Origin of the sequence: Lelliottia sp. AC1, assembly GCF_023278595.1 — a bacterium.
Classification (GTDB): domain Bacteria; phylum Pseudomonadota; class Gammaproteobacteria; order Enterobacterales; family Enterobacteriaceae; genus Enterobacter; species Enterobacter nimipressuralis.
In genome coordinates, this window is the sequence record NZ_CP025699.1 from 1,006,262 (window position 1) to 1,029,299 (window position 23,038).

Sequence of the window (23,038 nt, forward strand, 5' to 3'; positions counted from 1 at the left end):
TTTTTAACTATAACGACAATAATGAAACAGCACCGATAAGTAAGGATAGCTTGAGGTCTGTATGAATCCTGATGCGAAACCCCTTTCTGAATTTAAACGGCTCGAGCAATGTCTGAAAGCCGAGAGCACACCCTTTAAAGCCTCTGCGCATAATATTATTTACCATGAATGCTTCGATAAAGAACAACATACCTTTGTCATACAGACGGGAATAGTGTCAATCCATCGTCGGCCCGACGATCTTCTCCTCGGAATAGTGACGACCCCTTTCATTCTTGGCCTCACGGCTGGAATGATGGAACATCAGCAGGAATATACGATGGCGGCACACTCATCCTGCAGTGGTTTTTATCTTCCGGCCGCCACTGCCCGTCAACTTATTCAGCAATCTCATCTTTGGCATGACGCATTTTGCTGGCTGTCATGGATAAACCGAATATTAGAAAAGCGGGATATGCAGCTGGTCGGAAATAACTCCTACAGTCAGATTCGTGCCATGCTGCTGGATATGGCGGAATGGGATGAAACCCTGCGCTCTAAAATTGGTGTGATGAATCATATTCAGCGCAGCACGCGTATTTCGCGTTCCGTTGTGGCGGAGGTGTTGTCGGCTTTACGGCAGGGGAATTATATTAATATGAACCGGGGCAAACTGGTTAGCATCAACCGTTTGCCCGCAGAATATTAATTCGATCAGGATGCGGGAACGACCTGGGCTTTATTTCCGCTCAGTTCGGTCACAAGATTATTGATCCCATCACTCATATTGATAAACCGGGTATTTGGCGAGCGGGTGACCACCACGAACGCACCGACATTTGACTGCGGAATCATCGCCATATAGGTGATGAATCCGCCGCCGCCGCCCGTTTTTTGAATAATACCCGGACGTCCATCTTTTGGTGCCATATAGACCCAGCCCATGCCCAGCGCATCGGCTTTGCCTGGGACATCCATCCCAATCACGCGATGAAGCTGATTGCGTTTATAAATCAGGGTCTGCATGCGATCGGCCTGATTGCTGCGGGCGTAGAAATCGGACGAGAGGAACTGCTGCATCCAGCGCATCATATCGCCGGGCGTGGAGTAAACTCCGCCGCTGCCAATCGCTGCCAGGGTGTTATTACACGGGCTTGCCCCTTTCTCCGCCACCATCAGGCGCTTGCACTGATCGGGAGACGGCGTAAAGGTGGTGTCTTTCATCCCTAAGGGCCGTGTGATCTGCTCTTCAAACAGCTGGGTATAAGGTTTTCCTGATGCCGTCGCCAGCGCATCGGCCAGCAGATCGAACGCCAGATTCGAATAGGCGGCCTGAGCACCAGGCGCGGATTTCAGCGTGGCGTTTGTCAGGTAGGTCCAGCGCTGTTCGCGCGTCGGCCAGACGAACACTGGGCGATGCGCCGCGCCGCCGGGCTGTTCACGCGGCAGGGCGCTGGTGTGCGTCGCCAGATTCACCAGCGTAATCGGTGTACCTTGATAAGAAGGCACGCGCGACCCTGGTGGTGCGTATTTGCTTAAGGGATCGTTGAGTTTGACCACGCCCTGATCGAGCAGCTTCACCAGCATTTCACTGGTCATCAGCTTGGTCAAAGAGGCAATGCGAATGACCGAATCAAGCTGTGGACGGACATTGCTGCCAGGACGCGTTTCACCAAAACTGCGAAACACACGCTGATTACCATCAATCACGACCAGCGCCATACCCGTTGCGCCACTGCCGTAATAGATAAGATTGGCGTAGCGGTCCGCGATATCAGAAGCGAAAACAGGTGCCGTCAGCGGCTGGGCAGCCTGGACAGACGTTAGGCTCACCGCACACAGCGCGGCGAAGGAGAGCAGACAACGTTTCAACGAAAAGCATCCATGAAGTGAATGAAAGAAGTAATGCGTATTTATACTACTAAACGGCGCGGTGCAAAGGGCCGAATTGCATAACGATAGCGGGAAAAACGTAACCACGGGTAAATAAGAACAATTTCGTTGCAATCAGTCTCCTGTTTTGTGACATCGGGCTTATGATAGGGGCTGGTATGACTCAATTCTTCGGAGACGGTGATGGCTGAAAAACGTGTGGTGATGGTGGTCGATATGCAGCAGGGCGTGTTTGCGACGCCTCGTATTCAACGCGAACAATGCGTTTCGCGAATCAATCAGCTTACGCACGCCGCCGATACGGTGATATTTATTCAGCACATCGAAGCGGGTGGACTGGAGGAGGGGAGCGAAGGTTTTGCGTTGCTGCCTGAACTGCATCAGCCAGCGGGGGCGTTTTATGTCACCAAAACCGCCTGCGATGCGTTCTATCGCACTCAGCTCGAAGCATTGTTAACAGAACACGGTATTCAGCAGTTCGTCATCTGCGGGTGTGCAACCGACTACTGCGTGGACACCACCCTCAAAAATGGCGTGAGCCGGGGCTATCACATCACGGTGGCGGAAGATGCGCATACCACCGCACATCGCCCGGCGGCCGAGGCGCAGGTGCTGATTAAGCACTATAACGAGGTCTGGGGCACCCTTAGCGCACCGGGTAATGCGCCCACCGTGAAACTCACCGAAACAATTCTTGCCGGGTGGCAGGCGAACTAACCTATAAACCACAGGTCTATTTTTTCTGCACGCGCCGGTGAGCGGCGCGTGGCGGGTTTTTCGTGTGGTATTTTGTTGAACACAGCAACGCCATAACAACAAGAAGGAAGCACCATGTTTAAGTCTTTTTTCCCAAAGCCGGGACCCTTTTTTCTCTCGGCGTTTATTTGGGCGCTGATCGCCGTCATTTTCTGGCAGGCGGGCGGCGGTGCGTGGATTGAGCGCATAACCGGCGCAACGGGCGATGTGCCTATCAGCGCGGCGCGCTTCTGGTCCCTCAGCTATCTGCTGTTTTACGCCTACTATGCGCTGTGCGTAGGGCTGTTTGCCCTGTTCTGGTTCAGCTATGCGCCGCATCGCTGGCAGTATTGGTCGATTCTCGGCACAGCGCTAATCATCTTTGTCACCTGGTTTTTGGTGGAGGTCGGCGTTGCGGTCAACGCCTGGTACGCGCCGTTCTACGATCTGATTCAGACCGCGCTCAGCTCCCCGCACAAAGTCACCATCAATCAGTTCTACCATGAAGTCGGGATTTTCCTCGGCATCGCGCTGATCGCCGTCATTATCGGTGTCATGAATAACTTCTTCGTCAGCCACTACGTCTTTCGCTGGCGTACCGCGATGAACGAACACTATATGGCGCACTGGCAGCAGCTGCGTCATATCGAGGGTGCCGCGCAGCGTGTGCAGGAAGATACGATGCGTTTTGCCTCCACGCTGGAAGATATGGGCGTGAGCTTTATCAACGCCATCATGACCCTCATCGCGTTTCTGCCGGTGCTCGTCACGCTCTCCGCGCACGTTCCGGAGCTGCCGATTGTCGGCCATCTGCCTTATGGCCTGGTGATTGCGGCTATCGTCTGGTCGCTGATGGGGACCGGGCTTCTGGCGGCTGTTGGGATAAAACTGCCGGGGCTGGAGTTCAAAAACCAGCGCGTGGAAGCCGCCTACCGTAAAGAGCTGGTCTACGGGGAAGACGACCCTGAACGCGCCTCACCACCGACCGTTCGCGAGCTGTTTGGCGCGGTGCGTCGCAACTACTTCCGCCTCTATTTCCACTACATGTATTTCAACATCGCCCGCATCTTATATTTGCAGGTTGATAACGTTTTCGGTTTGTTCCTGCTGTTCCCGTCGATTGTGGCAGGTACGATTACGCTCGGTCTGATGACTCAGATCACCAACGTTTTCGGTCAGGTTCGCGGTTCGTTCCAGTATTTGATTGCATCATGGACTACGCTGGTTGAGCTGATGTCCATCTATAAACGTCTGCGCAGTTTCGAACGCGAGCTGGACGACCAGAACTTGCAGGAAGTGACCAACACATTAGGTTAAAACAGGGAGTTGCTATGCCATTTGCCGTACCACGCGCGTTACCCTTATCACTGCTGGCCGCTCTCGTGCTGGTCGGATGCGCCGACAAAGGTGCCGCGCCGCTGAAAAAGGGCGAAAAGCCTGTTGATGTGGCAAGCGTGGTGCGTCAGAAAATGCCCGCCAGCGTCAAAGATCGCGACGACTGGGCAATCGTGCTGGCGAAAACCTTCGAGAGCCAGAAGATTGCCCCGACCGAGGAGAATATCTGCTCGGTGCTGGCGGTGGCGCAGCAAGAGTCCATGTACCAGTCCGATCCGGCGGTGCCTGGGCTTAACAAAATTGCCTGGAAGGAGATAGACCGCCGGGCAGAAAAAATGCACATCCCGGTGTTCCTCGTCCACACGGCGCTCAAAATCACCTCGCCTAACGGCAAAAGCTACAGCGAGCGGCTGGATACGGTGAAAACCGAGAAACAGCTGAGCGCCATTTTCGATGATTTTATCGATATGGTGCCGATGGGGCAGAAGCTGTTTGGCTCGCTGAATCCGGTGCACACGGGCGGCCCGATGCAGGTCAGCATCGACTTTGCCGAGAAACATACCCGCGGCTATCCGTGGGAAATCGACGGTACGGTGCGCCAGGAGGTGTTTTCTCTGCGCGGTGGGCTGTGGTTCGGCACTTACCATCTGCTGAATTATCCCGCCAACTACAGCGCCCCGCTGTATCGTTTTGCTGATTTCAACGCGGGCTGGTATGCCAGCCGTAACGCCGCTTTCCAGAATGCGGTAAACCGCGCGACGGGCGCGAAGCTGGCACTGGATGGCGATCTGATTGCTTACGGCAGCAGCGAGGCGGGCACAACCGAGCAGGCGGTGCGCAAACTGGCGATCAAACTGGACATGAGCAACAGCGAGATCCGCCGTCAGCTGGAGAAAGGGGACAGCCTGGCATTTGAGAAAACGGAACTTTATCAGCAGGTGTTTAAGCTGGCGGAGCAGAAGAGTGGCAACGCGTTGCCGAGAGAAGTTTTGCCGGGCATTCAGCTTGAAAGCCCGAAGATCACGCGCAATCTCACCACGGCGTGGTTCGCGAAACGCGTCGACGATCGTCGGGCTCGCTGTATGTCACTGAACTAAACGTCAGTGATGACGGCGCCAGCGCAGCACCAGGGCTATCACACCGAGGATGGCACAGCCTGCGAGAAACGGAATCAATCCGAAGATGGTGCTGACACCCAAACCAATTTCGACATGCGGTCGGCCTGTGTCCTGGACCTGCATCAGGTGTTCATAAACGCCCGGTGCATGCACCAGCATATTCAGAAGCTGTGACCCCGCCCAGAAACAGAACAGCACAAACAGGGCATAGGCGATGTTGCCGGACGTGGAGGTTCTCGGTTTTTTGCCACCAAAAATCGGCTTCGCCAGTGTAAAGTCTGCCATAAAAACCTCCCCCTATTTCATTCTGGCAATGTGCCAGTCATACAAGGTGAGTCTGACAGGTCATAGCATTTGTCAATATCAGAATCGTGGTAATTTGGGCCAGGGAATGCTCCTGGTTTAGCAATTTATGTCTTACATCACATTTTGCTGACTTAAGTTAAATTGCGACGCATTTAAGATTTTCCGCATCCGCCACAGACCGCATGAGAAAACTGTGAGAGGATATCTTTTTATTCTGCCGGAGTTGCCATGAAGCTGTCTGCCAAACTACGCCGTGACTGGCATTATTACGCCTTTGCGATTGGCCTGATTTTTATTCTTAACGGTGTTGTTGGGCTGCTGGGATTTGAAGCGAAAGGCTGGCAAACCTATGCGGTGGGGCTGGTGACCTGGGTGATCAGTTTCTGGCTGGCGGGCTTTATTATCCGCCGTCGACCTGAAGAGCCGACGACGGAAACGGTCGAGAGCGCCGAAAAAGCGGATTAACCGTTTACGGAGCTTTTCAGGGCGCTGTCAGCGGCATGACGCTCCAGCGCCAGTTCGATCAGGCGGGTGATCAAATCCGGATAACTGATACCGCTCGCCTGCCACAGTTTCGGGTACATGCTGATATTGGTAAACCCTGGCAGCGTATTGATTTCATTGATGATCACGTCATTCTCTGCCGTCAGGAACACGTCAACGCGCGCCATTCCGCCGCAGCCGAGTGCCTGATAGGCTTCAATCGCGATAGCGCGGATCTTGTCATTGATTTCCGGATCCAGCACCGCCGGGACCACTACCTGCGCCCCTTTATCATCGATGTACTTGGTGTCGTACGAGTAGAAATCACTGTTCAGCACCACTTCGCCACAGGTACTGGCTTGCGGGAAATCATTGCCCAGCACCGCGCACTCGATCTCGCGGCCTTTAATCCCTTGCTCAACCACCACTTTGTGGTCAAATTCAAACGCCAGACGCACGGCTTCGGTGAACTGTGCTTCGCTGGTCACTTTGCTAACGCCAACGGAAGAGCCCTGGTTCGCCGGCTTTACGAAGAGCGGCAGGCCGAGCTGAGAAGTGATTTGGGCAAAGGTGTAGCGCTGGCGATTGGCGCGCGTGAGCGTCACAAACGGCGCGATGTTCAGCCCGGCGTCACGCAGCAGGCGTTTGGTCACGTCTTTATCCATGCAAGCCGCAGAGCCAAGGACATCGGAGCCGACGAACGGCAGGTTCGCCATACGCAACATCCCTTGCAGGGAACCGTCTTCGCCCAGGGTGCCGTGTACAATCGGGAAAACCACGTCAATCTGCGACAGCGCTTGCGCATTCCCCGCGTTAATCAGCTGGCCCTGCACGACGCCCGGAACGGTTGCAACGCTGATATCTGATGGATTCAGCGCGATATGCGCCGGATCGTCTGCGTTCAGCAGATACTGACTGGCATCGTTGACGTGCCACTGGCCTTGCTTATCAATCCCCAGCAGTACGACATCAAAACGGCTCTTATCAATCGCATCAACGATATTTTTGGCCGACTGCAGCGACACTTCGTGTTCTGCCGATTTTCCCCCAAAAACAATTCCTACCCGCTGCTTCGCCATCTTCACTTTCTTCCAGTCTGACTCATCAAAGGCCATAACATACCACGATGTTCTGTGGGTTTCGCCGCCTTCTGCCATAATGTTTTGAGCTATTCACGAGGAGTGATTGTGCGAGGGAAAAGTGTGCTGGTCTGTCTGATTGTGGTGGGCGCGGCGGTGATGGGCTATCGCTGGCTGCCGTCGTATTACAACCCGTTTACTCCGCTTTCGCTCGACGATCCGCCGGGGAAAATCAGCCAGTTTAAGCTGCGTCGCCTGACGCCCGAAGCCTGTGTCAGTCTGCTGGAGCAGGCCAATCAAAAACAGCTCATCCAGACCCAGGCGCTGGCGGACAGCGCCGGAGAGTGCCCGCTCAACGGCGTCGTACGGGTGCGCAGTTTCGGCCCGGTCTCCCTGAGCAGCAGCTTTATCGCCAGCTGCCCGCTGGCCCTGAGTTCCGCCCTGTTTATCCATCAAAAGGCCCGACCTCTCACTCAGACGATGATGGGCAGCCCGTTGACGCGCGTGGAGCATCTCGGCAGCTTTGCCTGTCGCAATATCTACAACCGGCCTGATGCGCGTCGCAGCGAACATGCCAGCGCCGAAGCGCTCGATATCAGCGCGTTTCAGCTGGCAGACGGCGAGCGGGTGACGGTGCTGCGCGGCTGGCGCAACGACAAAACACAGCCCTGGCTGCGCGCGCTGCTGAGCGCCAGCTGTGATTACTACGGTAACGGGCTTGGGCCGGAGTATAACGCGGCGCACGCCAACCATTTTCACCTTGGAATGCGCGGTTTTGGCCTCTGCCGTTAAAGCATAATTCACCACCAAAAAGTGGATGATTTGTGACTTGTTTCACAAATATGATGACTGGGGAGATAAAACACCAAAGTTGTCGCGGCCGCACCTCTGGCGCTACGTGATGTGACGCAACTTGCTAATCTGTCGGCGAATTCGCCTAAAAATGAAGAGTTTGCCTGTTATGGAATCCTGGAAAGTCAACCTTATATCGGTCTGGTTTGGCTGTTTTTTCACCGGTCTTGCGATCAGCCAGATTTTGCCCTTCCTGCCGCTGTATGTCTCCCAGCTCGGCGTGTCGTCCCACGAAGCGCTGTCGATGTGGTCGGGTCTGACCTTCAGTATTACTTTCCTGGTTTCCGCCATTGTCTCGCCCATGTGGGGCAGCCTTGCGGATCGCAAAGGGCGCAAGCTGATGCTCCTGCGCGCCTCGCTGGGGATGGCGATCGCCATCCTGCTGCAGGCCTATGCCACTAACGTCTGGCAGCTCTTTCTCCTGCGCGGCCTGATGGGGCTGACGTCCGGTTATATTCCTAACGCGATGGCGCTGGTGGCGTCGCAGGTTCCGCGCGAGCGCAGCGGCTGGGCGATCAGCACACTCTCGACCGCGCAAATCAGCGGCGTCATTGGCGGTCCGCTGATGGGCGGTTTTCTGGCTGACCACGTCGGCTTGCGCGCGGTGTTTTTCATTACCGCGATGCTGCTGATGGTGAGTTTTCTGGTGACCTTGTTCCTCATTAAAGAGGGCGTGCGCCCGACGGTCAGCAAAGCCGATCGCCTGAGCGGTAAAGCGGTTTTTGCCACGCTGCCCTACCCCGGCCTGATGATCAGCCTTTTTGTGACAACGCTGGTGATTCAGCTGTGCAACGGTTCCATCGGCCCGATTCTGGCGCTGTTTATCAAATCCATGGCGCCGGACAGCAACAATATTGCGTTCCTGAGCGGCATGATCGCCGCCGTGCCAGGCGTTTCCGCGCTGATCTCTGCCCCACGGCTGGGTAAGCTCGGGGATCGTATCGGTACGGCGCGGATATTAATGGCGACCCTGATTATCGCCGTGGTGCTGTTTTTCGCGATGTCCTTCGTCACCTCGCCGTTCCAGCTCGGCGTGCTGCGCTTCCTGCTCGGATTTGCCGATGGGGCGATGCTGCCTGCGGTACAAACCCTGCTGGTGAAATACTCAAGCGATCAGGTCACCGGACGTATCTTTGGTTATAACCAGTCATTTATGTATCTGGGGAATGTCGCAGGTCCGTTAATGGGCGCGACCGTTTCCGCGATGGCCGGATTCCGCTGGGTATTTGCCGCTACGGCAGTGGTGGTGTTACTGAACGTTATCCAGCTCGCGATAGCATTACGCCGTCGCCGTCAGAAATTGGCGAATATCGCGACGTAAAGAAGATATATTATGTATTAACCCACAACAGGCGCTGTTATCAAAAATAATGGCGCCTGCTTTCTACTATTTTGCTGCCACGCAATCAGTTTTTATAATAGCAAAACGTTTCGCTGACGATAAATCATCGTTATTTGCGACATAGCGTGTTTTTTCATAAAGATAATACTTTTCGCCTCTTTGCAATAATCAACCGTAATGATACCGTCAGCAAAAACCTGATAAGGAAATAGCACGATGAAAAATCTCATTGCAGAGTTGCTGGTTAAGCTTGCCCAAAAGGAAGAAGAGTCAAAAGAACTGGTTGCCCAGGTTGAAGCGTTAGAAATCGTCGTCACGGCCCTTTTACGGCAAATGGCGCAGACCGATCAGCAGGCGCTGATCCGAAGTATTGAGGGCGCGCTGGAGGATGCCAGGCCCGACTCTCAAGTGCCGATTCAGGATAGCGAAATGCTACAGCAATACGTAAAAAAGCTGTTGCGGCATCCTCGTAGTTAATCTGTCACAGAATCTAAAAACCTGTCATAGCATTGTCATAAGTTGTGCCTATAGTCGCTCTGTTTATTTTTATGTATTTGTACATGGAGAAATAAAGTGAAACAGAGCGCACTTTTCATCGCATTACTGCCTTTATTATTTACCCCTGCCATTTATGCCGACACCACGAATACCCAGGTGCTGGATAATCGCGCGGCTCAGGGAGATATCACGCAGCCGGGCGGCGCACGCCGTCTGTCAGAAGATCAAACCGAAGCGCTGCGTGCATCGCTAAATGATAAACCGGCTAAAAATATTATTTTGCTGATTGGTGATGGGATGGGCGATTCCGAAATCACCGCCGCGCGAAATTATGCCGAAGGGGCCGGTGGCTTTTTTAAAGGTATTGACGCATTGCCGTTGACCGGACAATACACCCACTATGCGCTGGATAAAAAAACCGGTAAGCCTGATTACGTCACCGACTCGGCGGCCTCCGCCACGGCGTGGACCACGGGCGTGAAAACCTATAACGGCGCGCTGGGCGTCGATATTCACGAAAAGGATCACCAGACCATTCTGGAGATGGCGAAGGCGGCTGGCCTTGCGACAGGTAACGTCTCAACGGCTGAACTGCAGGATGCAACGCCAGCGGCGCTGGTGGCGCATGTGACGTCGCGTAAATGCTACGGCCCGTCCGTGACCAGCGAAAAATGCCCGACCAATGCGCTGGAAAAGGGCGGCAAAGGCTCCATCACCGAACAGCTGCTGAATGCCCGCGCCGATGTGACGCTGGGCGGCGGGGCGAAAACATTCGCGGAAACCGCGACGGCCGGGGAGTGGCAGGGCAAAACTCTGCGTGAACAGGCGCAGGCGCGGGGTTATCAGCTGGTGAGCGATGCCGCTTCTCTGGCGGCGATCACCGAAGCGGGCCAGGACAAGCCGCTGCTCGGCCTGTTCTCGGACGGCAACATGCCGGTGCGCTGGGAAGGGCCAAAAGCTTCTTACCACGGCAACATCGACAAACCGGCGGTGACCTGCACGCCAAACCCGAAACGCGATGACAGCGTTCCGACGCTGGCGCAGATGACCGACAAAGCCATCACTTTGCTGAGCAAGGGCGAGAAGGGCTTCTTCCTGCAGGTTGAAGGCGCGTCGATTGATAAACAGGATCATGCGGCAAATCCGTGCGGTCAGATTGGCGAAACCGTCGATCTTGATGAAGCCGTGCAGAAAGCGCTGGCGTTCGCGAAGAAAGATGGCAACACCCTCGTGGTAGTGACCGCTGACCATGCGCACGCCAGCCAGATCGTGGCACCCGATACCAAAGCGCCAGGCCTGACTCAGGCGCTGAACACCAAAGACGGTGCGGTAATGGTGATGAGCTATGGCAACTCCGAAGGCGATTCCATGGAACATACCGGCACACAGCTGCGCATCGCGGCGTATGGCCCGCACGCGGCAAATGTGGTCGGGCTGACGGATCAAACGGATCTGTTCTACACCATGAAAGCCGCTCTTGGCCTGAAATAAAGCGATCGCCCGGCGGAAATCCCCTTCCGTCGGGTGGTATTTTTCCCGCCACGAACCAGACTTACTGTGAACCTTCACAAAAGGATGGTGTTATGAAACTGACTCTTACTGTAACCCTGCTCTCTTCTCTGCTCCTGATGTCTGTGGCGTCCGCCGCCGATAAAACGCTCACCCCACAGCAGCAACGGATGACCACCTGTAATCAACAGGCGACAGCCCAGACGCTGAAAGGCGATGCGCGTAAAACGTACATGAGCGATTGCCTGAAAAACAGTTCGTCGAAACCGGGCGAAAAGAGCCTCACGCCGCAGCAACAAAAGATGCGCGAATGTAACGGCCTGGCGACGCAGCAATCCCTGAAAGGGGAAGACCGCAGTAAATTTATGAGCGCCTGCCTGAAGAAATCCGCGTAGTCCTAACGGGTGAGCGGTGCCAGCGGCTCACCCGAAATTTCATACTTTCCCCACAACACCCGTCTCTATAATTTGGGAAATGTTTCAGAATGTTCCCAAAAATTATGAATGACGATAACTTTTACAATAAAGACGTCACGCGAGAAGAGTGGCCCCAGAACCTTTCTCAGGATGACCACCATCGTTCCGGAATCCGATTTGCCCGGCGGGTAAGACTGCCGCGGATGTTCGGGTTAGCGGCGATGTTTTTCCCTGTCGCAGGCGCGCTGGTCGCTCAGTCTCCGCCTGGCCTCTGGTGGCTGGTGCTGGTGGGCTGGGCGTTTGTCTGGCCACATCTCGCCTGGCAGTTGGCTTACCGCGCCGCCGATCCGCGAGCCAGCGAAATAAAGAACCTGAAAGTCGATGCCATTATGGCGGGAATTTGGATGGGGCTGATGGGGCTGAATGTACTTCCCACGGCGGCACTGACAATAATGATAGGCATGAATCTGATGGGGGCAGGGGGCGTCAAATTGTTCACGGCTGGTGCAACCATGACGATTATTGCGGCCCTGATCACCCTGAAACTCACCGGCGTCTCCCCCACCTTTACCCTCTCTTCGCAGGAACTCTGGCTGGCGCTGCCGGCGATGGTTCTCTACCCGATCTACTTTGCCTGGGTCAGCTATCAGACCGCCATCCGTCTGGCAGAGCACAAGCGCCGCCTGGAGCTGATGAGCACCCGTGACGGTATGACCGGCGTATTTAACCGGCGTCACTGGGAAATTTTATTGCGTAATGAATACGACACCTGTCGGCGCAGCCATCGCGAGGCGGCGATCCTGATTATCGATATCGATCATTTCAAGAGTATCAACGATACCTGGGGGCATGATGTGGGCGATGAGGCGATCATTGCCGTCACCCGACAATTGCAATTAGCGCTACGCGCCGGGGATCTTATCGGGCGCTTCGGTGGTGACGAATTTGCGGTGATCATGAGCGGCACGCCAGCGGAGAGTGCCATTGCGGCCATGTCGCGTGTCCATGAGCGGCTGGCAACCTTAACGCTAGCCTGCGCGCCGCAGGTACGACTGCGGATAAGCGTTGGTGTGGCAACGTTAACGCCTGAATTTGGCCATTATCGCGAGTGGCTAAAAGCCGCCGATGTGGCGCTCTACAAAGCGAAAAATGCCGGACGCAACCGCACCGAAGTGGCAGCCTGACGCCCGGCGCGCGTCATCAGGATTTGCTGAGATTCTCTGATTTTTCCATGCACTTATTCATCGCTTCAATCACCGCCGAGCGGAATCCGCGCTCTTCGAGAACGCGCACGGCTTCAATGGTGGTGCCGCCCGGTGAACAAACCATGTCTTTCAGTTCGCCTGGATGTTTGCCCGTTTCCAGCACCATTTTGGCGGAGCCCATTACCGCCTGCGCGGCAAATTTGTAAGCCTGGGCGCGCGGCATTCCGCCGAGCACGGCGGCATCGGCCATCGCTTCGATAAACATGAACACATACGCAGGCGCGGAACCGCTAACGCCCACCACCGGATGGATCATCGATTCGGCAATCACTTCCGCTTCGCCAAAGCAGCGGAAGATGTTCAGCACATCCGCCACGTCTTCTGCTGTTACCAGCGCGTTAGGCGTCACGGAGGTCATTCCCGCATTGACCAGCGACGGCGTGTTTGGCATCGCGCGAACAATTTTTCGGTCGTGGCCCAGGGCGCGTGCCAGCTGATCGAGGGTCACGCCTGCCGCGATGGAGACCACCAGCGTGTCTTTGTTCAGACTGGAGGTGATGTCGCTCAGCACTTTAATCATGATGTTAGGTTTAACGGCGCCAAAGACGATGTCGGCAATTTGTGCGACATCCTGTGCGCTTTCGGCGGCATTAATGCCGTATTCATCATGCAGCGCGGCAACTTTATCCGGTGACGGGGTATAGACCCAAATCTGCCCTGGCAATACCTGACCGCTGGCAATCAGACCGCCGAGAATGGCTTTTCCCATATTGCCGCAGCCGATAAAACCGATTTTTTTGTCCATCACGTCTCTCCGTTATTATCCGTTGTGAGTTCTGATTTATAGCTTAACAACGAAAAGCAGGCGACAATAGCCACCAATGTCATCCAGGGGAGAAACTATGGCGATTTGGGTGGATGCGGATGCGTGTCCGAATGTGATTAAAGAGATTTTATTCCGCGCGGCTGAGCGCGTGCAGATGCCGCTAACGCTGGTGGCAAACCAGAATCTGCGTATTCCGCCGTCGAAATTTATCCGTTCAATGCGCGTTCCGGCCGGCTTTGACGTGGCGGATAACGAAATTGTACGCCTGTGCAGCCCTGAGGATTTGGTGATTACTGCCGATATTCCTCTGGCGGCAGAGGTGCTGGAGAAGGGCGCAGCGGCGCTGAATCCGCGGGGTGAACGCTACTCACCGGCGACGATCCGCCAAAAACTGACCATGCGTGATTTTATGGATACCCTGCGCGCCAGCGGTGTGCAGACCGGTGGGCCGGATTCGCTCTCGCAGCGTGACCGCCAGCAGTTCGCGGCCGAGCTGGATAAATGGCTGATGGAAGTGAAGCGCCGTACTGCGTAATGATAAGCATTGCTGTTTTGTGATATAGTGTGGCAACCGCAGGGTTGTCATCGCCTGGTGCTTTACAGTAAAGTTGACGTACCCGCTCATGCAATAATTTCTTTACAGAGAACAAGCGTTAAAAGCACGCCAGACGCTCTCTGTCATACAAACATAATCTTGTTGTAATCCTATTTTTACAGTTACCTTGCGTACTAGTTTAATGGTATTATTGCTCGTTTTTCGACATTACACACCGCAACCATGCGGTATCAAGGGGAACACCTGGCTATGACCCAACCCATCTTTTTAGTTGGCCCCCGTGGCTGCGGTAAAACGACCGTCGGCCTTGAACTGGCGCGTGTCAGTCAGAGCCAGTTTGTCGATACCGATCACTGGCTGCAAACTCAGGCCCGCCAGACCATTGCCGAGATTGTCGAAAAAGAAGGCTGGGAAAGTTTCCGCGCGCGTGAAAGCGACACGCTGGAAGCGGTAACCGCACCGTCGACCATCATTGCTACCGGCGGCGGCATTATCCTCGCAGAGCGTAATCGCCAGTTTATGCGCGAGAAAGGGATTGTGATTTACCTGTGCGCGCCCGTATCTACGCTGGTGGAGCGCCTGGAAGCATTCCCGGAAGAGGGGCAACGCCCGACGCTGACCGGGAAACCAATCAGCGAAGAGGTGAGCGAGATCCTCGCCGAGCGCGACGCCCTGTATCGCGAAGCGGCGCACCACGTGATCGACGCCGCACAGTCGCCGGAACAGGTCGTAAATCAGATTGTTACCGCCCTGCGTTTGGCTTGCGCCAGCTAGCAGGCGTCTATACTCATAGTTTAGCCGTTAAAAAAGGATGAACTATGCCAACCAGACCGCCATACCCACGTGAAGCGCGCATTGTCACTATTGAAAAAGGCACCGGTGCCCAAACCGTAACCTGGTATCAACTGCGTGCAGACCACCCAAAGCCGGACTCCCTGATCAGCGAACATGAAACTGAGCAGGAAGCGCTGGATGCCAAGCGCCGCTACGAAGATCCTGAAAAGTCCTGATACAAATCTGAAATCGATAACAACCGTGCCTGAATCACACTTTTAACTCAGCGTGAATGTTAAGTGGGGGTTAATATTTAGTTATTACAGTGAGATTCAGACCGGGCGTTGGATCTTTACATTTCGGTGTAGGGATATGCTGCTACGCTTTTGACCTGTTTAAGCTGAAACAAGAACCGCGCAGCGTATTGAGCTTGTGCCTGTATTATCGCAATGGTAGTGAAGAAAGGCGAAAACGATGAAGGCAACATTGGCGATCCTCACCATCGGGGTGGTCCCTGTCAGCGAAGTGTTACCGCTCTTAACTGAGCATGTCTCCGAACAGCAAATCACCCATCTTAGCCTGCTCGGCAAGATGAGTCGGGAAGAGGTCATGGAAGACTACGCACCTGCAGATAATGAGGTGACCCTGCCGACATTGTTAAGCGACGGTAAACTCGCGCATGTTTCACATCACAAAATCGAGCGTGCTTTACAGGGCGTGATCGAAGTGCTCGATAATCAAGGATATGACGTCATTCTGTTAATGAGCACCGCCCCGATTTCGGGTCTTATGGCGCGAAACGCTATCCTCCTTGAACCGATGCGGATTATCCCTCCGCTGGTGGCCTCGATTGTCGACGGGCATCAGGTCGGGGTAATCGTGCCGATTGCAGAGCTGTTGGAGAACCAGATAGCGAAGTGGAAAGTCCTGCAAAAACCGCCGCTGTTTGCCCTGGCAAACCCGATCTGGGATAGCGAAGCCAAACTGATTTCGGCAGGACGTGAACTGCTGGAGCAGGGCGCCGACGTTTTGATGCTCGATTGTCTCGGTTTTCATCAGCGACATCGTGATTTGTTGCAAAAAGCCCTCGATGTACCGGTGCTGCTCTCGAACGTTCTGGTAACCCGTCTGGCGTCTGAATTACTGGCCTGATGATTTTGCGTGACAGGCACGGAGGATGGCCCCTATAGTGGATTTTTATCCAAAGACATAAGGGCCAGTTCATGCTTTCGAGTAACGAATACTTTTCCGGTAAAGTGAAATCCATTGGTTTTACCAGCAGCAGTACTGGCCGTGCCAGTGTGGGCGTTATGGCTGAAGGGGAATATACCTTTGGTACCGCAGAGCCTGAAGAGATGACGGTGATTAGCGGCGCGCTGAACGTGCTGTTGCCTGGCGAAACCGAATGGAAGGCGTACACCGCCGGAGAAGTTTTCAACGTCCCTGGCCACAGCGAGTTCAACCTGCAGGTTGCAGAGCCAACCTCCTATCTGTGCCGTTATCTGAAATAAAAAAAGGCCGGGTAGCGTAGACGCTGACCCGGCCTGCTTTTCTGATTTGAGAATTTAGCGCTGCGCTTCGCCGCCTAAACCTTCCACCAGATTCTGAATCAATGCCGCCAGCTCACCCGTCATCAGGATAAAGTCCGCATCAAAACGCTGGGCGAAATCTTCACGATCGATATCTTCGTTTTGATCGCGCAACTCATCGCAGAACTTCAGACGCTTAATCGAGCCATCGTCGCACATCACGAACTGAATGCGCTGCTGCCAGTCGAGTGCCAGCTTGGTCACCAGTTTGCCGGCTTCGATATGAACTGCGATTTCGTCGCAGACCAGATCCTGCTTCTTCGCGCGGATCACGCCGCCATCTTCGAGGATCGCTTTTAGCTCGGCTTCGTCCAGCAGCTGGAAACCTTGCGCCGCGCTGCCGCTGCGTACCCATTCGGTGAGGGTCAGTTCAATCGGATTTTCCATCGCCAGCGGAACCACCGGCAGCGAGCCCAGGCTTTTACGCAGCAGAGCCAGCGTATCTTCTGCTTTCTTGGCGCTGGCGCAGTCCACCATGATCAGACCGTTCACGGTGTCGATCCACATCATGGTCTGGCTGAATCGGCTAAAGGCGCGAGGCAGCAGAGAGTGCAGCACTTCATCCTTCAGGGAATCTTTTTCCGTTTTTTTCAGCTTGCGGCCCTGTTCGGCCTCCAGCTTGAAGATCTTCGCTTCCAGCGCCTGCTTCACCACCGGTGACGGCAGGATTTTCTGTTCCTGGCGCGCGCAAAGAATGATTTGACCATTGGTTGTCGAGTGGGTCAGCGCATCGCTTTGAGAACCCATCGGAGAAACCCAACCGGTTTTTGCCATATCCTGGCTACCGCATGGGGTAAAGGTGTAAGCGGCTAACTGTTTTTCCATCTCTTCCGCACGCAGCGAAACGTCGCGGCTGAGACGGTAAACCATCAAATTTTTGAACCACAGCATGATAATTTCCACGGCCTTGTCGTTAAATCAGCGGGCATGATAACGAATTGTGGCAGTGCTTGCATTGCTAATCGGGTAGCCTGCTTCTACTCTGTTGATAATCAAAATAATGAGGAGAGTCCTGTGCGTATTGGTATTGATTTGGGCGGCACCAAAACAGAAGTCATTGCGCTGAGCGATCGCGGCGAGCAGCTCTTTAGACATCGTCTTCCGACGCCACGTGACGACTACCAGCAGACTATCGAAACCATCGCACTGCTGGTGGAGATGGCGGAAAAAGCCACAGGGCAGACCGGCTCGGTTGGGATGGGGATTCCAGGCTCGATTTCGCCTTACACTGGCGTGGTAAAAAATGCGAACTCCACATGGCTCAACGGTCAGCCGTTTGATAAAGATCTGAGCGCGCGCCTGAACCGCGAAGTGCGACTGGCAAATGACGCCAACTGTCTTGCTGTCTCTGAAGCGATTGACGGTGCGGCGGCGGGCGCACAGACCGTGTTTGCGGTCATTATCGGCACCGGCTGCGGCGCAGGCGTGGCCTTCAACGGTCGCGCCCATATCGGCGGCAACGGAACGGCGGGAGAGTGGGGGCACAATCCGCTGCCGTGGATGGACGAAGACGAACTGAAATACCGCGCCGAAGTACCATGCTATTGCGGCAAACAGGGGTGTATCGAAACCTTCATCTCCGGGACCGGATTTGCCACCGACTACCGTCGTCTGAGCGGACAACCGCTTAAGGGCAACGAAATTATGCGTCTGGTAGAAGAGCAGGATGCGGTGGCCGAACTGGCGCTGAGCCGCTATGAAATGCGCCTGGCGAAATCCCTGGCGCACGTGGTGAACATTCTCGACCCGGATGTGATCGTGCTGGGCGGCGGGATGAGCAACGTCGACCGTATCTACACCACGGTTCCGCAGCTGGTGAAGCAGTGGGTCTTCGGCGGTGAATGCGAAACGCCGATCCGCAAAGCGGTGCACGGTGATTCCAGCGGCGTGCGTGGCGCGGCGTGGTTGTGGCCTAACTGATCGTCCGTTGTATTCTGCTGTGAAAAAGCCTGATGGAAACGTCAGGCTTTTTGCGATTTCTAATCCCCTGACATAAAAGAATGGGGGCCGGAAAGCCCCCAGTGATCGCGCTTACTCCACCGCAAAGGCTCTGTCTAACTTGCTGTAGCCCAGCCCGTTAATTTTCTTCACTTTGATTTGTAACGGTATGCGCTCTTTCATCGCCTCGACATGGCTGATGACGCCGATGGTTTTACCCGTGGCGTTCAGGGCATCGAGCGCATCCAGCGCCGTATCCAGCGTTTCGCTGTCCAGCGTACCAAAGCCCTCATCAAGGAACAGGGAATCTATTCGCGTTTTATGGCTCACCAGATCGGACAGCGCCAGCGCCAGCGCAAGGCTTACCAGGAAACTCTCCCCGCCGGAGAGGGTGCGCGTATCGCGCACGGCGTCGGCCTGCCAGGTATCAACCACTTCCAGCTCCAGCGCATCGCTGGCCTTGCGTTGCAGCAGATAGCGCCCGTGCAGACGGTTAAGCTGCTGGTTGGCCAGCCACACCAGATTGTCGAGGGTCAGCCCCTGAGCAAATTTACGGAACCGGTCGCCGGTGCTGGAACCGATCAGCGCGTTCAGATATCCCCAGTCATCCGCGAGACGCGCGGCTTCTTCAATCTGCTGCATCAAGCCCTGCTGATGAAGACGGTTGTCACTGTCCTGCTTCAGCTGCTGGCGGATCTCGCCCTGACGCGTCGTATTTTCGCGCAGCTGCTGTGCCAGTTGCTGTAATTGTGCCTGCAATGCCTGTACGTCCAAATCCTCCGGCAGCGCTTCCGGTTGCTTTTCCATATGCTCCAGACGCTGCTGATCCGCCTGTAAGGCCAGCGCAGAAGATTGCTGGAGCTGTTGTTCCAGCGTGTGTTTCAGCTGTTCCAGCTTGCGCACGGTATCGCCATCAAGCAGTGCGGCAAGGAACGCGGCTTCACTGGCAAAACTGCTCTCCTGGAGCGCAGCTGCAAACTGGGTTTGCAGCTGTGCCAGACGCTCGCGATCGCTCTGCTCCTGCTGTTGCAGGGTGGTGAGCTGGCTATGCAGGGAGATGCAGTCGTTGTGAATATCGCGCCAGTTGTCGGGGACCGGCTCGTCCGCTGTTTCATCTTCGGATGCGGGCAGCGTGTCGAGAAGCGGCACCAGGGCGTTCATTTGTTCCTGAAGGGCCGTGAGCTGCTTCTGTTTTTCCTGCCACTCATTCGATTCGGTTTCACGCAGTGCCAGCCACGCGCTCTCTTCGCCCTCTTGCGGCGCGGTGAGGGCGAGCGGCGTTAATGCACTCAGCAAGGTCTGGCGCTGGGTATCAATCTGCTGCTGAATCTGGTGAATCTGCTGTTCCAGTTCGTTGAGCTGATTCTGCAAGGCCAGGCGTTGGCTGAGCTGATACAGCTGGCGCTCGTACTGTTCCTGCTCCTCCAGCCAGGGGGCAATATCTTCCTGAATGTTCAGGCTCGCCTTCAGTGACGCGCACACCGACTGCCACTCCTGTGTGAGCGCTTGCTCTTCCTGACTGAGCGTCAGGGTTTCTGCGGCTTCGCGCTCACGCTGGTCTATCAGCGCTTTCAGCTGTCCGCGCAGCAACAGTCCCTCTTCTTCAAGCCGTTTCACTTCGGCGTGCAGTTCATCGCGGCGACGTTGGTTAGCGCTAACCTCCAGCGCCTGATAATGCGCCACGGCAGGATGTTCGGTTGCACCGCACAGCGGGCAGGGTTTACCCGCCTCGAGGCTGGCGCGGTGCGCCTCCAGACCCTTGATCAGCTCTTCCTGTTCGCACAGGGTTTTCAGATCCAGATAGTGCTGGTTTTTCTCTTTGTACTGCTGGCGTCGCGCAGCCAGGGTTTGATCAAGCGTGGCCTGCGCGGCCAGGTCTTTTTCCTGCGTTGCCCGCATCTGTAACAGCCGTTTTTGCAGCGGCTGATAGCGGGCATGCAGTGTGGCGAGACGCTGACGCGTCGGGCGATACTGCACCTGATGCTCTAGCGCCTGGGCGGTCTCTTCTGCGGATAGCGTCAGGGGAGTGAGTGGCAGCGCGGCCAGTTTTTGTTGCAGTTCAGTCAGACGCTTACCCAGCGCCACTGCCTGAGATTTATCCCGCTGCTGCTGGGTAAATAGCGCGCGCCAGCCGCCAATATGCTGGCTCAATAGCCCGAAGTGGCTGTGTTCGTCGATCCAGTTGGCGAGGGATTTGTGCTGTGACTGGATCCGCTCTGCCTCACGCATTGCGCCGTTACGGATCCGCGCCCGCTGGCCCTTGCGTGAAAGTAAGCGAGTATTTACTTCGGCAATCTGCTGCTGCGTGCGGGTGAGCGTTGACGCCTGCTCCTGCTCACGGTCCCAGAGCGGGCGCAGCGCCAGCGCAGGTTGTGCCTGCTGCAGTTTAAGCAGTTCCGGTTGGGCGTCGGCCTGTGCCTGTAACGCCTGTTGATGTGCCGATTGCGCACGTAGCTGTTCACGCGCCAGCTCTTCGCTGCGCACCAGCCACTGATGTTGTGCCTGGCGGTTTTGCTGTTCACTGAGCAGCGTTTTTTCTTCGTCAGTCAGTGCTTGCAAACCCTGATGGAGCTGCTGTTGCTGTTCTTCGCTCAGCAGCACCACGCCTGCCGCCTGCGCTTCGCGCATCTCCAGCTCGGTTCTTGCCGTTTTGTGTTTTTCAAACACCATGGCGGAGATTTGGCCGTAGATCTCGGTGCCGGTCAGCTCTTCCAGCAGCTCGGCGCGCTCTTTGGGTTTGGCATTTAAAAACGCCGCGAACTGCCCCTGCGACAGCAGCATCGAACGGGTGAAACGGCCATAATCCAGCCCGGTCAGGGAGGCAGTCAGATCGAGTTTATCTTTCACCTTATCGGCGAGAATTTTGCCGTCTTCGCACCGGGCAAGCTCCACGCGCGGTGCCTGTAAGTTCCCGTCCGGCTGATTACGGGCGCGGTTCTGGCTCCAGAATGCGCGATAGGCCACGCCTTTCACTTCGAACTCCACTTCGGCGAGGCACTCCGCCGTGTCGCGGGTCATGAGATCGTTTTGCGATTGCGACACCGTGTTCAGACGCGGCGTCTCGTGGTACAGCGCCAGGCAGATGGCATCGAGCAGGGTCGTTTTACCCGCACCGGTCGCGCCCGTTATAGCAAACAGGCCGTTGCTGGCAAACGGCTCGGCGGTGAAGTCGATTTTCCACTCGCCCTTCAGGGAGTTGAGGTTTTTCAGACGCAGGCTGAGAATTTTCATGCGTTGTTTTCCTGGTCATGCAGCGCGTGCAGGGTCTGGGTAAAGAGTTCGTTGAGGCGCGTGCGCTGTGCGTCGTCCAGCGCTTCCTGCGCCAGGCGGCGCTCAAATACCTCTTCCACGTTTAATTCGCTGAGGGTTTCGCGCTGCGCACTTAAGAGAATTTTCTCGCGCTGTTCGCGGCTGCGGCGCACCAACAATACCTCAACCGGCAGATCATCGGTCAGGGTCTGGATTTTGCGCTGCATGTCGTGCAGATATTCATCGGTGCTGATTTCAATATCCAGCCAGACGGGAGGCGACTGTTCCACGCCGCGCCACTGTTCAAGCTGCGCAGAAATGGCGGCCAGATCGCCTTTGAGCATCGCCAGCGGTTGTGTCACCGGTACGGTTAACGTCTCGACCGCGCTCAGTTTGCCCTCGGCAAAACTCACCAGATGCACGCTTTTGCCTTTGCCGGTTTCATCAAAACTGAGGGAAATCGGTGAGCCGCAGTAGCGGATATGCTCGCAGCCGCCAATGATCTGCGCGCGGTGAATGTGGCCGAGCGCGATGTAATCCGCTGGCGGGAAATTCTGTGCCGGGAACGCATCCAGCGTACCAATATAAATTTCGCGCACCGCGTCACTTTTGCTGGCACCGACGGTGGTCAGATGCCCGGTGGCAATGACCGGCAGCGGCGCATCACCGCGCAGCGCACAGGCCTCGGCGTACTGCTGGTGATAATAGTCCGTGATGGCCTGCAGCAGATGCTGCTGTTTTTCGCCGCCGGAAAGCCCTGCCTGGCTCTGAACGATGTCACGCGGGCGTAAAAAAGGAATCGGGCAAAGCACGGCACCCGGCGTTCCGTCGCGTTTTTTGAGGATTTGCGGGGCATGTCCGGCGTTTGCCACTACAGTGGTATTCAGAAACGCAAGAATATCGCGGGATTCGTTGAGCGTGGCGACGGAGTCGTGGTTGCCCGCGACGATCACCAGATGGCAGCCTGTTTGCTGCAGATTGACCACAAAGCGGTTATACAGCTCACGCGCATAGCTCGGCGGCGAGCCGGTATCAAAAATGTCCCCGGCAACGATGATCGCATCCACCTCCTGCGACTGCGCCGTCTCCAGCAGCCAGTTCAGGAACGCTTCATGTTCGGCGGCGCGACTTTTGCTGTAAAAATTTTGCCCCAGATGCCAGTCCGAGGTGTGGAGTATGCGCATAACAGTTCCATGGCAAAAAAGGGTGAAGGGGATTATAAGCTTTCAGGGGCTGGAAAATAACCGCTGTAATAAAACAACAGTTTGCCATTCATGGTGGTAATGTTTTTCATAAATCTGTCATAAATCTGACGCATAATGGCGCCGCATTACAAACTGATACTTTAATAAGACA

The 23,038-nt window shown here is 55.5% G+C and carries 24 protein-coding genes; 17 read left to right on the forward strand and 7 right to left on the reverse strand.

Annotated elements, in window-relative coordinates:
- Positions 1-61 precede the first annotated feature (61 nt).
- Positions 62-688: a helix-turn-helix domain-containing protein gene (locus C0560_RS04695; protein ID WP_248859736.1), complete on the forward strand. Its 627-nt coding sequence runs from the start codon at positions 62-64 to the stop codon at positions 686-688.
- Between the two features lie 5 nt (positions 689-693).
- Here the strand turns inward: C0560_RS04695 and ampH are convergent, their stop codons facing one another.
- The gene (gene ampH / locus C0560_RS04700) at positions 694-1,851 is read right to left on the reverse strand and encodes a D-alanyl-D-alanine-carboxypeptidase/endopeptidase AmpH (RefSeq protein ID WP_100777464.1); all 1,158 of its coding nucleotides are present in this window, start codon (positions 1,849-1,851) and stop codon (positions 694-696) included.
- Positions 1,852-2,055: 204 nt separating this feature from the next.
- Between ampH and C0560_RS04705 the strand changes: the two genes are divergently transcribed.
- From C0560_RS04705 to C0560_RS04715, 3 genes are all read left to right on the forward strand, one after another.
- The gene (locus tag C0560_RS04705; protein WP_100777463.1) at positions 2,056-2,589 is read left to right on the forward strand and encodes an isochorismatase family protein; all 534 of its coding nucleotides are present in this window, start codon (positions 2,056-2,058) and stop codon (positions 2,587-2,589) included.
- A gap of 114 nt (positions 2,590-2,703) precedes the next feature.
- Positions 2,704-3,924, forward strand: coding sequence for a peptide antibiotic transporter SbmA (gene sbmA, locus C0560_RS04710; protein WP_102104331.1), 1,221 nt, complete (start codon positions 2,704-2,706; stop codon positions 3,922-3,924).
- Between the two features lie 14 nt (positions 3,925-3,938).
- The gene (locus C0560_RS04715; protein WP_123429404.1) at positions 3,939-5,039 is read left to right on the forward strand and encodes a DUF1615 domain-containing protein; all 1,101 of its coding nucleotides are present in this window, start codon (positions 3,939-3,941) and stop codon (positions 5,037-5,039) included.
- Positions 5,040-5,042: 3 nt separating this feature from the next.
- Here the strand turns inward: C0560_RS04715 and C0560_RS04720 are convergent, their stop codons facing one another.
- Positions 5,043-5,345 carry a DUF2755 family protein gene (locus tag C0560_RS04720; protein WP_100777460.1) on the reverse strand — a complete coding sequence of 101 codons (303 nt, stop codon included), beginning with the start codon at positions 5,343-5,345 and terminating at the stop codon, positions 5,043-5,045.
- A gap of 249 nt (positions 5,346-5,594) precedes the next feature.
- Here C0560_RS04720 and C0560_RS04725 point away from each other — a divergent pair, with 249 nt between their 5' ends.
- Entirely contained in the window at positions 5,595-5,831 is a 237-nt protein-coding gene (locus tag C0560_RS04725) for a DUF2754 domain-containing protein (protein WP_102104328.1), read from the forward strand.
- Here the strand turns inward: C0560_RS04725 and ddlA are convergent.
- The gene (ddlA, locus tag C0560_RS04730; protein WP_123429443.1) at positions 5,828-6,928 is read right to left on the reverse strand and encodes a D-alanine--D-alanine ligase; all 1,101 of its coding nucleotides are present in this window, start codon (positions 6,926-6,928) and stop codon (positions 5,828-5,830) included. The two genes, C0560_RS04725 and ddlA, sit on opposite strands and share 4 nt — an antisense overlap.
- Positions 6,929-7,036: 108 nt before the next feature.
- Between ddlA and C0560_RS04735 the strand changes: the two genes are divergently transcribed.
- From C0560_RS04735 to adrA, 6 genes are all read left to right on the forward strand, one after another.
- Complete coding sequence (locus C0560_RS04735) at positions 7,037-7,720, forward strand: extensin family protein (protein ID WP_100777458.1); 684 nt, start codon at positions 7,037-7,039, stop codon at positions 7,718-7,720.
- Positions 7,721-7,889: 169 nt separating this feature from the next.
- Positions 7,890-9,101 carry a multidrug efflux MFS transporter gene (locus C0560_RS04740; protein WP_194512860.1) on the forward strand — a complete coding sequence of 404 codons (1,212 nt, stop codon included), beginning with the start codon at positions 7,890-7,892 and terminating at the stop codon, positions 9,099-9,101.
- A 237-nt stretch (positions 9,102-9,338) separates the two neighbouring features.
- The gene (iraP, locus tag C0560_RS04745; RefSeq protein ID WP_100777456.1) at positions 9,339-9,599 is read left to right on the forward strand and encodes an anti-adapter protein IraP; all 261 of its coding nucleotides are present in this window, start codon (positions 9,339-9,341) and stop codon (positions 9,597-9,599) included.
- Positions 9,600-9,695: 96 nt separating this feature from the next.
- Entirely contained in the window at positions 9,696-11,111 is a 1,416-nt protein-coding gene (gene phoA / locus C0560_RS04750) for an alkaline phosphatase (RefSeq protein ID WP_123429401.1), read from the forward strand.
- A gap of 92 nt (positions 11,112-11,203) precedes the next feature.
- Complete coding sequence (gene psiF, locus C0560_RS04755; RefSeq protein WP_194512858.1) at positions 11,204-11,524, forward strand: phosphate starvation-inducible protein PsiF; 321 nt, start codon at positions 11,204-11,206, stop codon at positions 11,522-11,524.
- Between the two features lie 89 nt (positions 11,525-11,613).
- Positions 11,614-12,729 (forward strand): diguanylate cyclase AdrA, encoded by a 1,116-nt coding sequence (gene adrA / locus C0560_RS04760; protein WP_181827400.1) that lies wholly within the window; start codon positions 11,614-11,616, stop codon positions 12,727-12,729.
- Positions 12,730-12,745: 16 nt separating this feature from the next.
- On the opposite strand, the gene proC is transcribed toward adrA, so the two are convergent.
- Positions 12,746-13,555, reverse strand: a complete 810-nt coding sequence (gene proC / locus C0560_RS04765; protein ID WP_100777452.1) for a pyrroline-5-carboxylate reductase — start codon at positions 13,553-13,555, stop codon at positions 12,746-12,748.
- Positions 13,556-13,652: 97 nt separating this feature from the next.
- Between proC and C0560_RS04770 the strand changes: the two genes are divergently transcribed.
- The 5 genes from C0560_RS04770 to ppnP all read left to right on the forward strand — a co-directional run bounded on the left by C0560_RS04770 (position 13,653) and on the right by ppnP (position 16,417).
- A complete protein-coding gene (locus C0560_RS04770) occupies positions 13,653-14,111 on the forward strand; it encodes a YaiI/YqxD family protein (RefSeq protein ID WP_248859737.1) in 459 nt (152 codons plus the stop codon).
- Between the two features lie 270 nt (positions 14,112-14,381).
- A complete protein-coding gene (gene aroL / locus C0560_RS04775) occupies positions 14,382-14,906 on the forward strand; it encodes a shikimate kinase AroL (protein ID WP_102104321.1) in 525 nt (174 codons plus the stop codon).
- A gap of 44 nt (positions 14,907-14,950) precedes the next feature.
- The gene (yaiA, locus tag C0560_RS04780) at positions 14,951-15,142 is read left to right on the forward strand and encodes a protein YaiA (protein ID WP_100777449.1); all 192 of its coding nucleotides are present in this window, start codon (positions 14,951-14,953) and stop codon (positions 15,140-15,142) included.
- Between the two features lie 238 nt (positions 15,143-15,380).
- Positions 15,381-16,058, forward strand: a complete 678-nt coding sequence (locus C0560_RS04785) for an AroM family protein (RefSeq protein WP_100777448.1) — start codon at positions 15,381-15,383, stop codon at positions 16,056-16,058.
- Positions 16,059-16,129: 71 nt separating this feature from the next.
- Complete coding sequence (ppnP, locus tag C0560_RS04790) at positions 16,130-16,417, forward strand: pyrimidine/purine nucleoside phosphorylase (protein WP_100777447.1); 288 nt, start codon at positions 16,130-16,132, stop codon at positions 16,415-16,417.
- Positions 16,418-16,471: 54 nt separating this feature from the next.
- Here ppnP and rdgC read toward each other — a convergent pair whose 3' ends face one another.
- Complete coding sequence (gene rdgC / locus C0560_RS04795; RefSeq protein WP_100777446.1) at positions 16,472-17,386, reverse strand: recombination-associated protein RdgC; 915 nt, start codon at positions 17,384-17,386, stop codon at positions 16,472-16,474.
- A 123-nt stretch (positions 17,387-17,509) separates the two neighbouring features.
- Between rdgC and mak the strand changes: the two genes are divergently transcribed.
- A complete protein-coding gene (mak, locus tag C0560_RS04800; RefSeq protein WP_181827401.1) occupies positions 17,510-18,415 on the forward strand; it encodes a fructokinase in 906 nt (301 codons plus the stop codon).
- 111 nt (positions 18,416-18,526) lie between these two features.
- Here the strand turns inward: mak and sbcC are convergent, their stop codons facing one another.
- Both sbcC and sbcD read right to left on the reverse strand, forming a co-directional pair.
- Positions 18,527-21,664: an exonuclease subunit SbcC gene (gene sbcC / locus C0560_RS04805; RefSeq protein WP_248859739.1), complete on the reverse strand. Its 3,138-nt coding sequence runs from the start codon at positions 21,662-21,664 to the stop codon at positions 18,527-18,529.
- On the reverse strand, positions 21,661-22,866 hold the full coding sequence (sbcD, locus tag C0560_RS04810) for an exonuclease subunit SbcD (RefSeq protein ID WP_248859740.1): 1,206 nt from the start codon (positions 22,864-22,866) through the stop codon (positions 21,661-21,663). Before sbcD ends, sbcC begins: the two co-directional genes overlap by 4 nt.
- Positions 22,867-23,038 lie beyond the last annotated feature (172 nt).

Excerpts from the sequence above, each read along its gene's own strand:
- ppnP (WP_100777447.1), top strand. The coding sequence starts at position 16,130 with ATGCTTTCGAGTAACGAATACTTTTCCGGTAAAGTGAAATCCATTGGT.
- adrA (WP_181827400.1), top strand. The coding sequence starts at position 11,614 with ATGTTCCCAAAAATTATGAATGACGATAACTTTTACAATAAAGACGTC.
- C0560_RS04770 (WP_248859737.1), top strand. The coding sequence starts at position 13,653 with ATGGCGATTTGGGTGGATGCGGATGCGTGTCCGAATGTGATTAAAGAG.
- aroL (WP_102104321.1), top strand. The coding sequence starts at position 14,382 with ATGACCCAACCCATCTTTTTAGTTGGCCCCCGTGGCTGCGGTAAAACG.
- psiF (WP_194512858.1), top strand. The coding sequence starts at position 11,204 with ATGAAACTGACTCTTACTGTAACCCTGCTCTCTTCTCTGCTCCTGATG.
- C0560_RS04715 (WP_123429404.1), top strand. The coding sequence starts at position 3,939 with ATGCCATTTGCCGTACCACGCGCGTTACCCTTATCACTGCTGGCCGCT.
- C0560_RS04695 (WP_248859736.1), top strand. The coding sequence starts at position 62 with ATGAATCCTGATGCGAAACCCCTTTCTGAATTTAAACGGCTCGAGCAA.
- C0560_RS04725 (WP_102104328.1), top strand. The coding sequence starts at position 5,595 with ATGAAGCTGTCTGCCAAACTACGCCGTGACTGGCATTATTACGCCTTT.
- ddlA (WP_123429443.1), bottom strand. The coding sequence starts at position 6,928 with ATGGCGAAGCAGCGGGTAGGAATTGTTTTTGGGGGAAAATCGGCAGAA.
- sbcD (WP_248859740.1), bottom strand. The coding sequence starts at position 22,866 with ATGCGCATACTCCACACCTCGGACTGGCATCTGGGGCAAAATTTTTAC.
- C0560_RS04720 (WP_100777460.1), bottom strand. The coding sequence starts at position 5,345 with ATGGCAGACTTTACACTGGCGAAGCCGATTTTTGGTGGCAAAAAACCG.
- sbcC (WP_248859739.1), bottom strand. The coding sequence starts at position 21,664 with ATGAAAATTCTCAGCCTGCGTCTGAAAAACCTCAACTCCCTGAAGGGC.
- C0560_RS04785 (WP_100777448.1), top strand. The coding sequence starts at position 15,381 with ATGAAGGCAACATTGGCGATCCTCACCATCGGGGTGGTCCCTGTCAGC.
- yaiA (WP_100777449.1), top strand. The coding sequence starts at position 14,951 with ATGCCAACCAGACCGCCATACCCACGTGAAGCGCGCATTGTCACTATT.
- proC (WP_100777452.1), bottom strand. The coding sequence starts at position 13,555 with ATGGACAAAAAAATCGGTTTTATCGGCTGCGGCAATATGGGAAAAGCC.
- sbmA (WP_102104331.1), top strand. The coding sequence starts at position 2,704 with ATGTTTAAGTCTTTTTTCCCAAAGCCGGGACCCTTTTTTCTCTCGGCG.
- C0560_RS04740 (WP_194512860.1), top strand. The coding sequence starts at position 7,890 with ATGGAATCCTGGAAAGTCAACCTTATATCGGTCTGGTTTGGCTGTTTT.
- C0560_RS04705 (WP_100777463.1), top strand. The coding sequence starts at position 2,056 with ATGGCTGAAAAACGTGTGGTGATGGTGGTCGATATGCAGCAGGGCGTG.
- rdgC (WP_100777446.1), bottom strand. The coding sequence starts at position 17,386 with ATGCTGTGGTTCAAAAATTTGATGGTTTACCGTCTCAGCCGCGACGTT.
- iraP (WP_100777456.1), top strand. The coding sequence starts at position 9,339 with ATGAAAAATCTCATTGCAGAGTTGCTGGTTAAGCTTGCCCAAAAGGAA.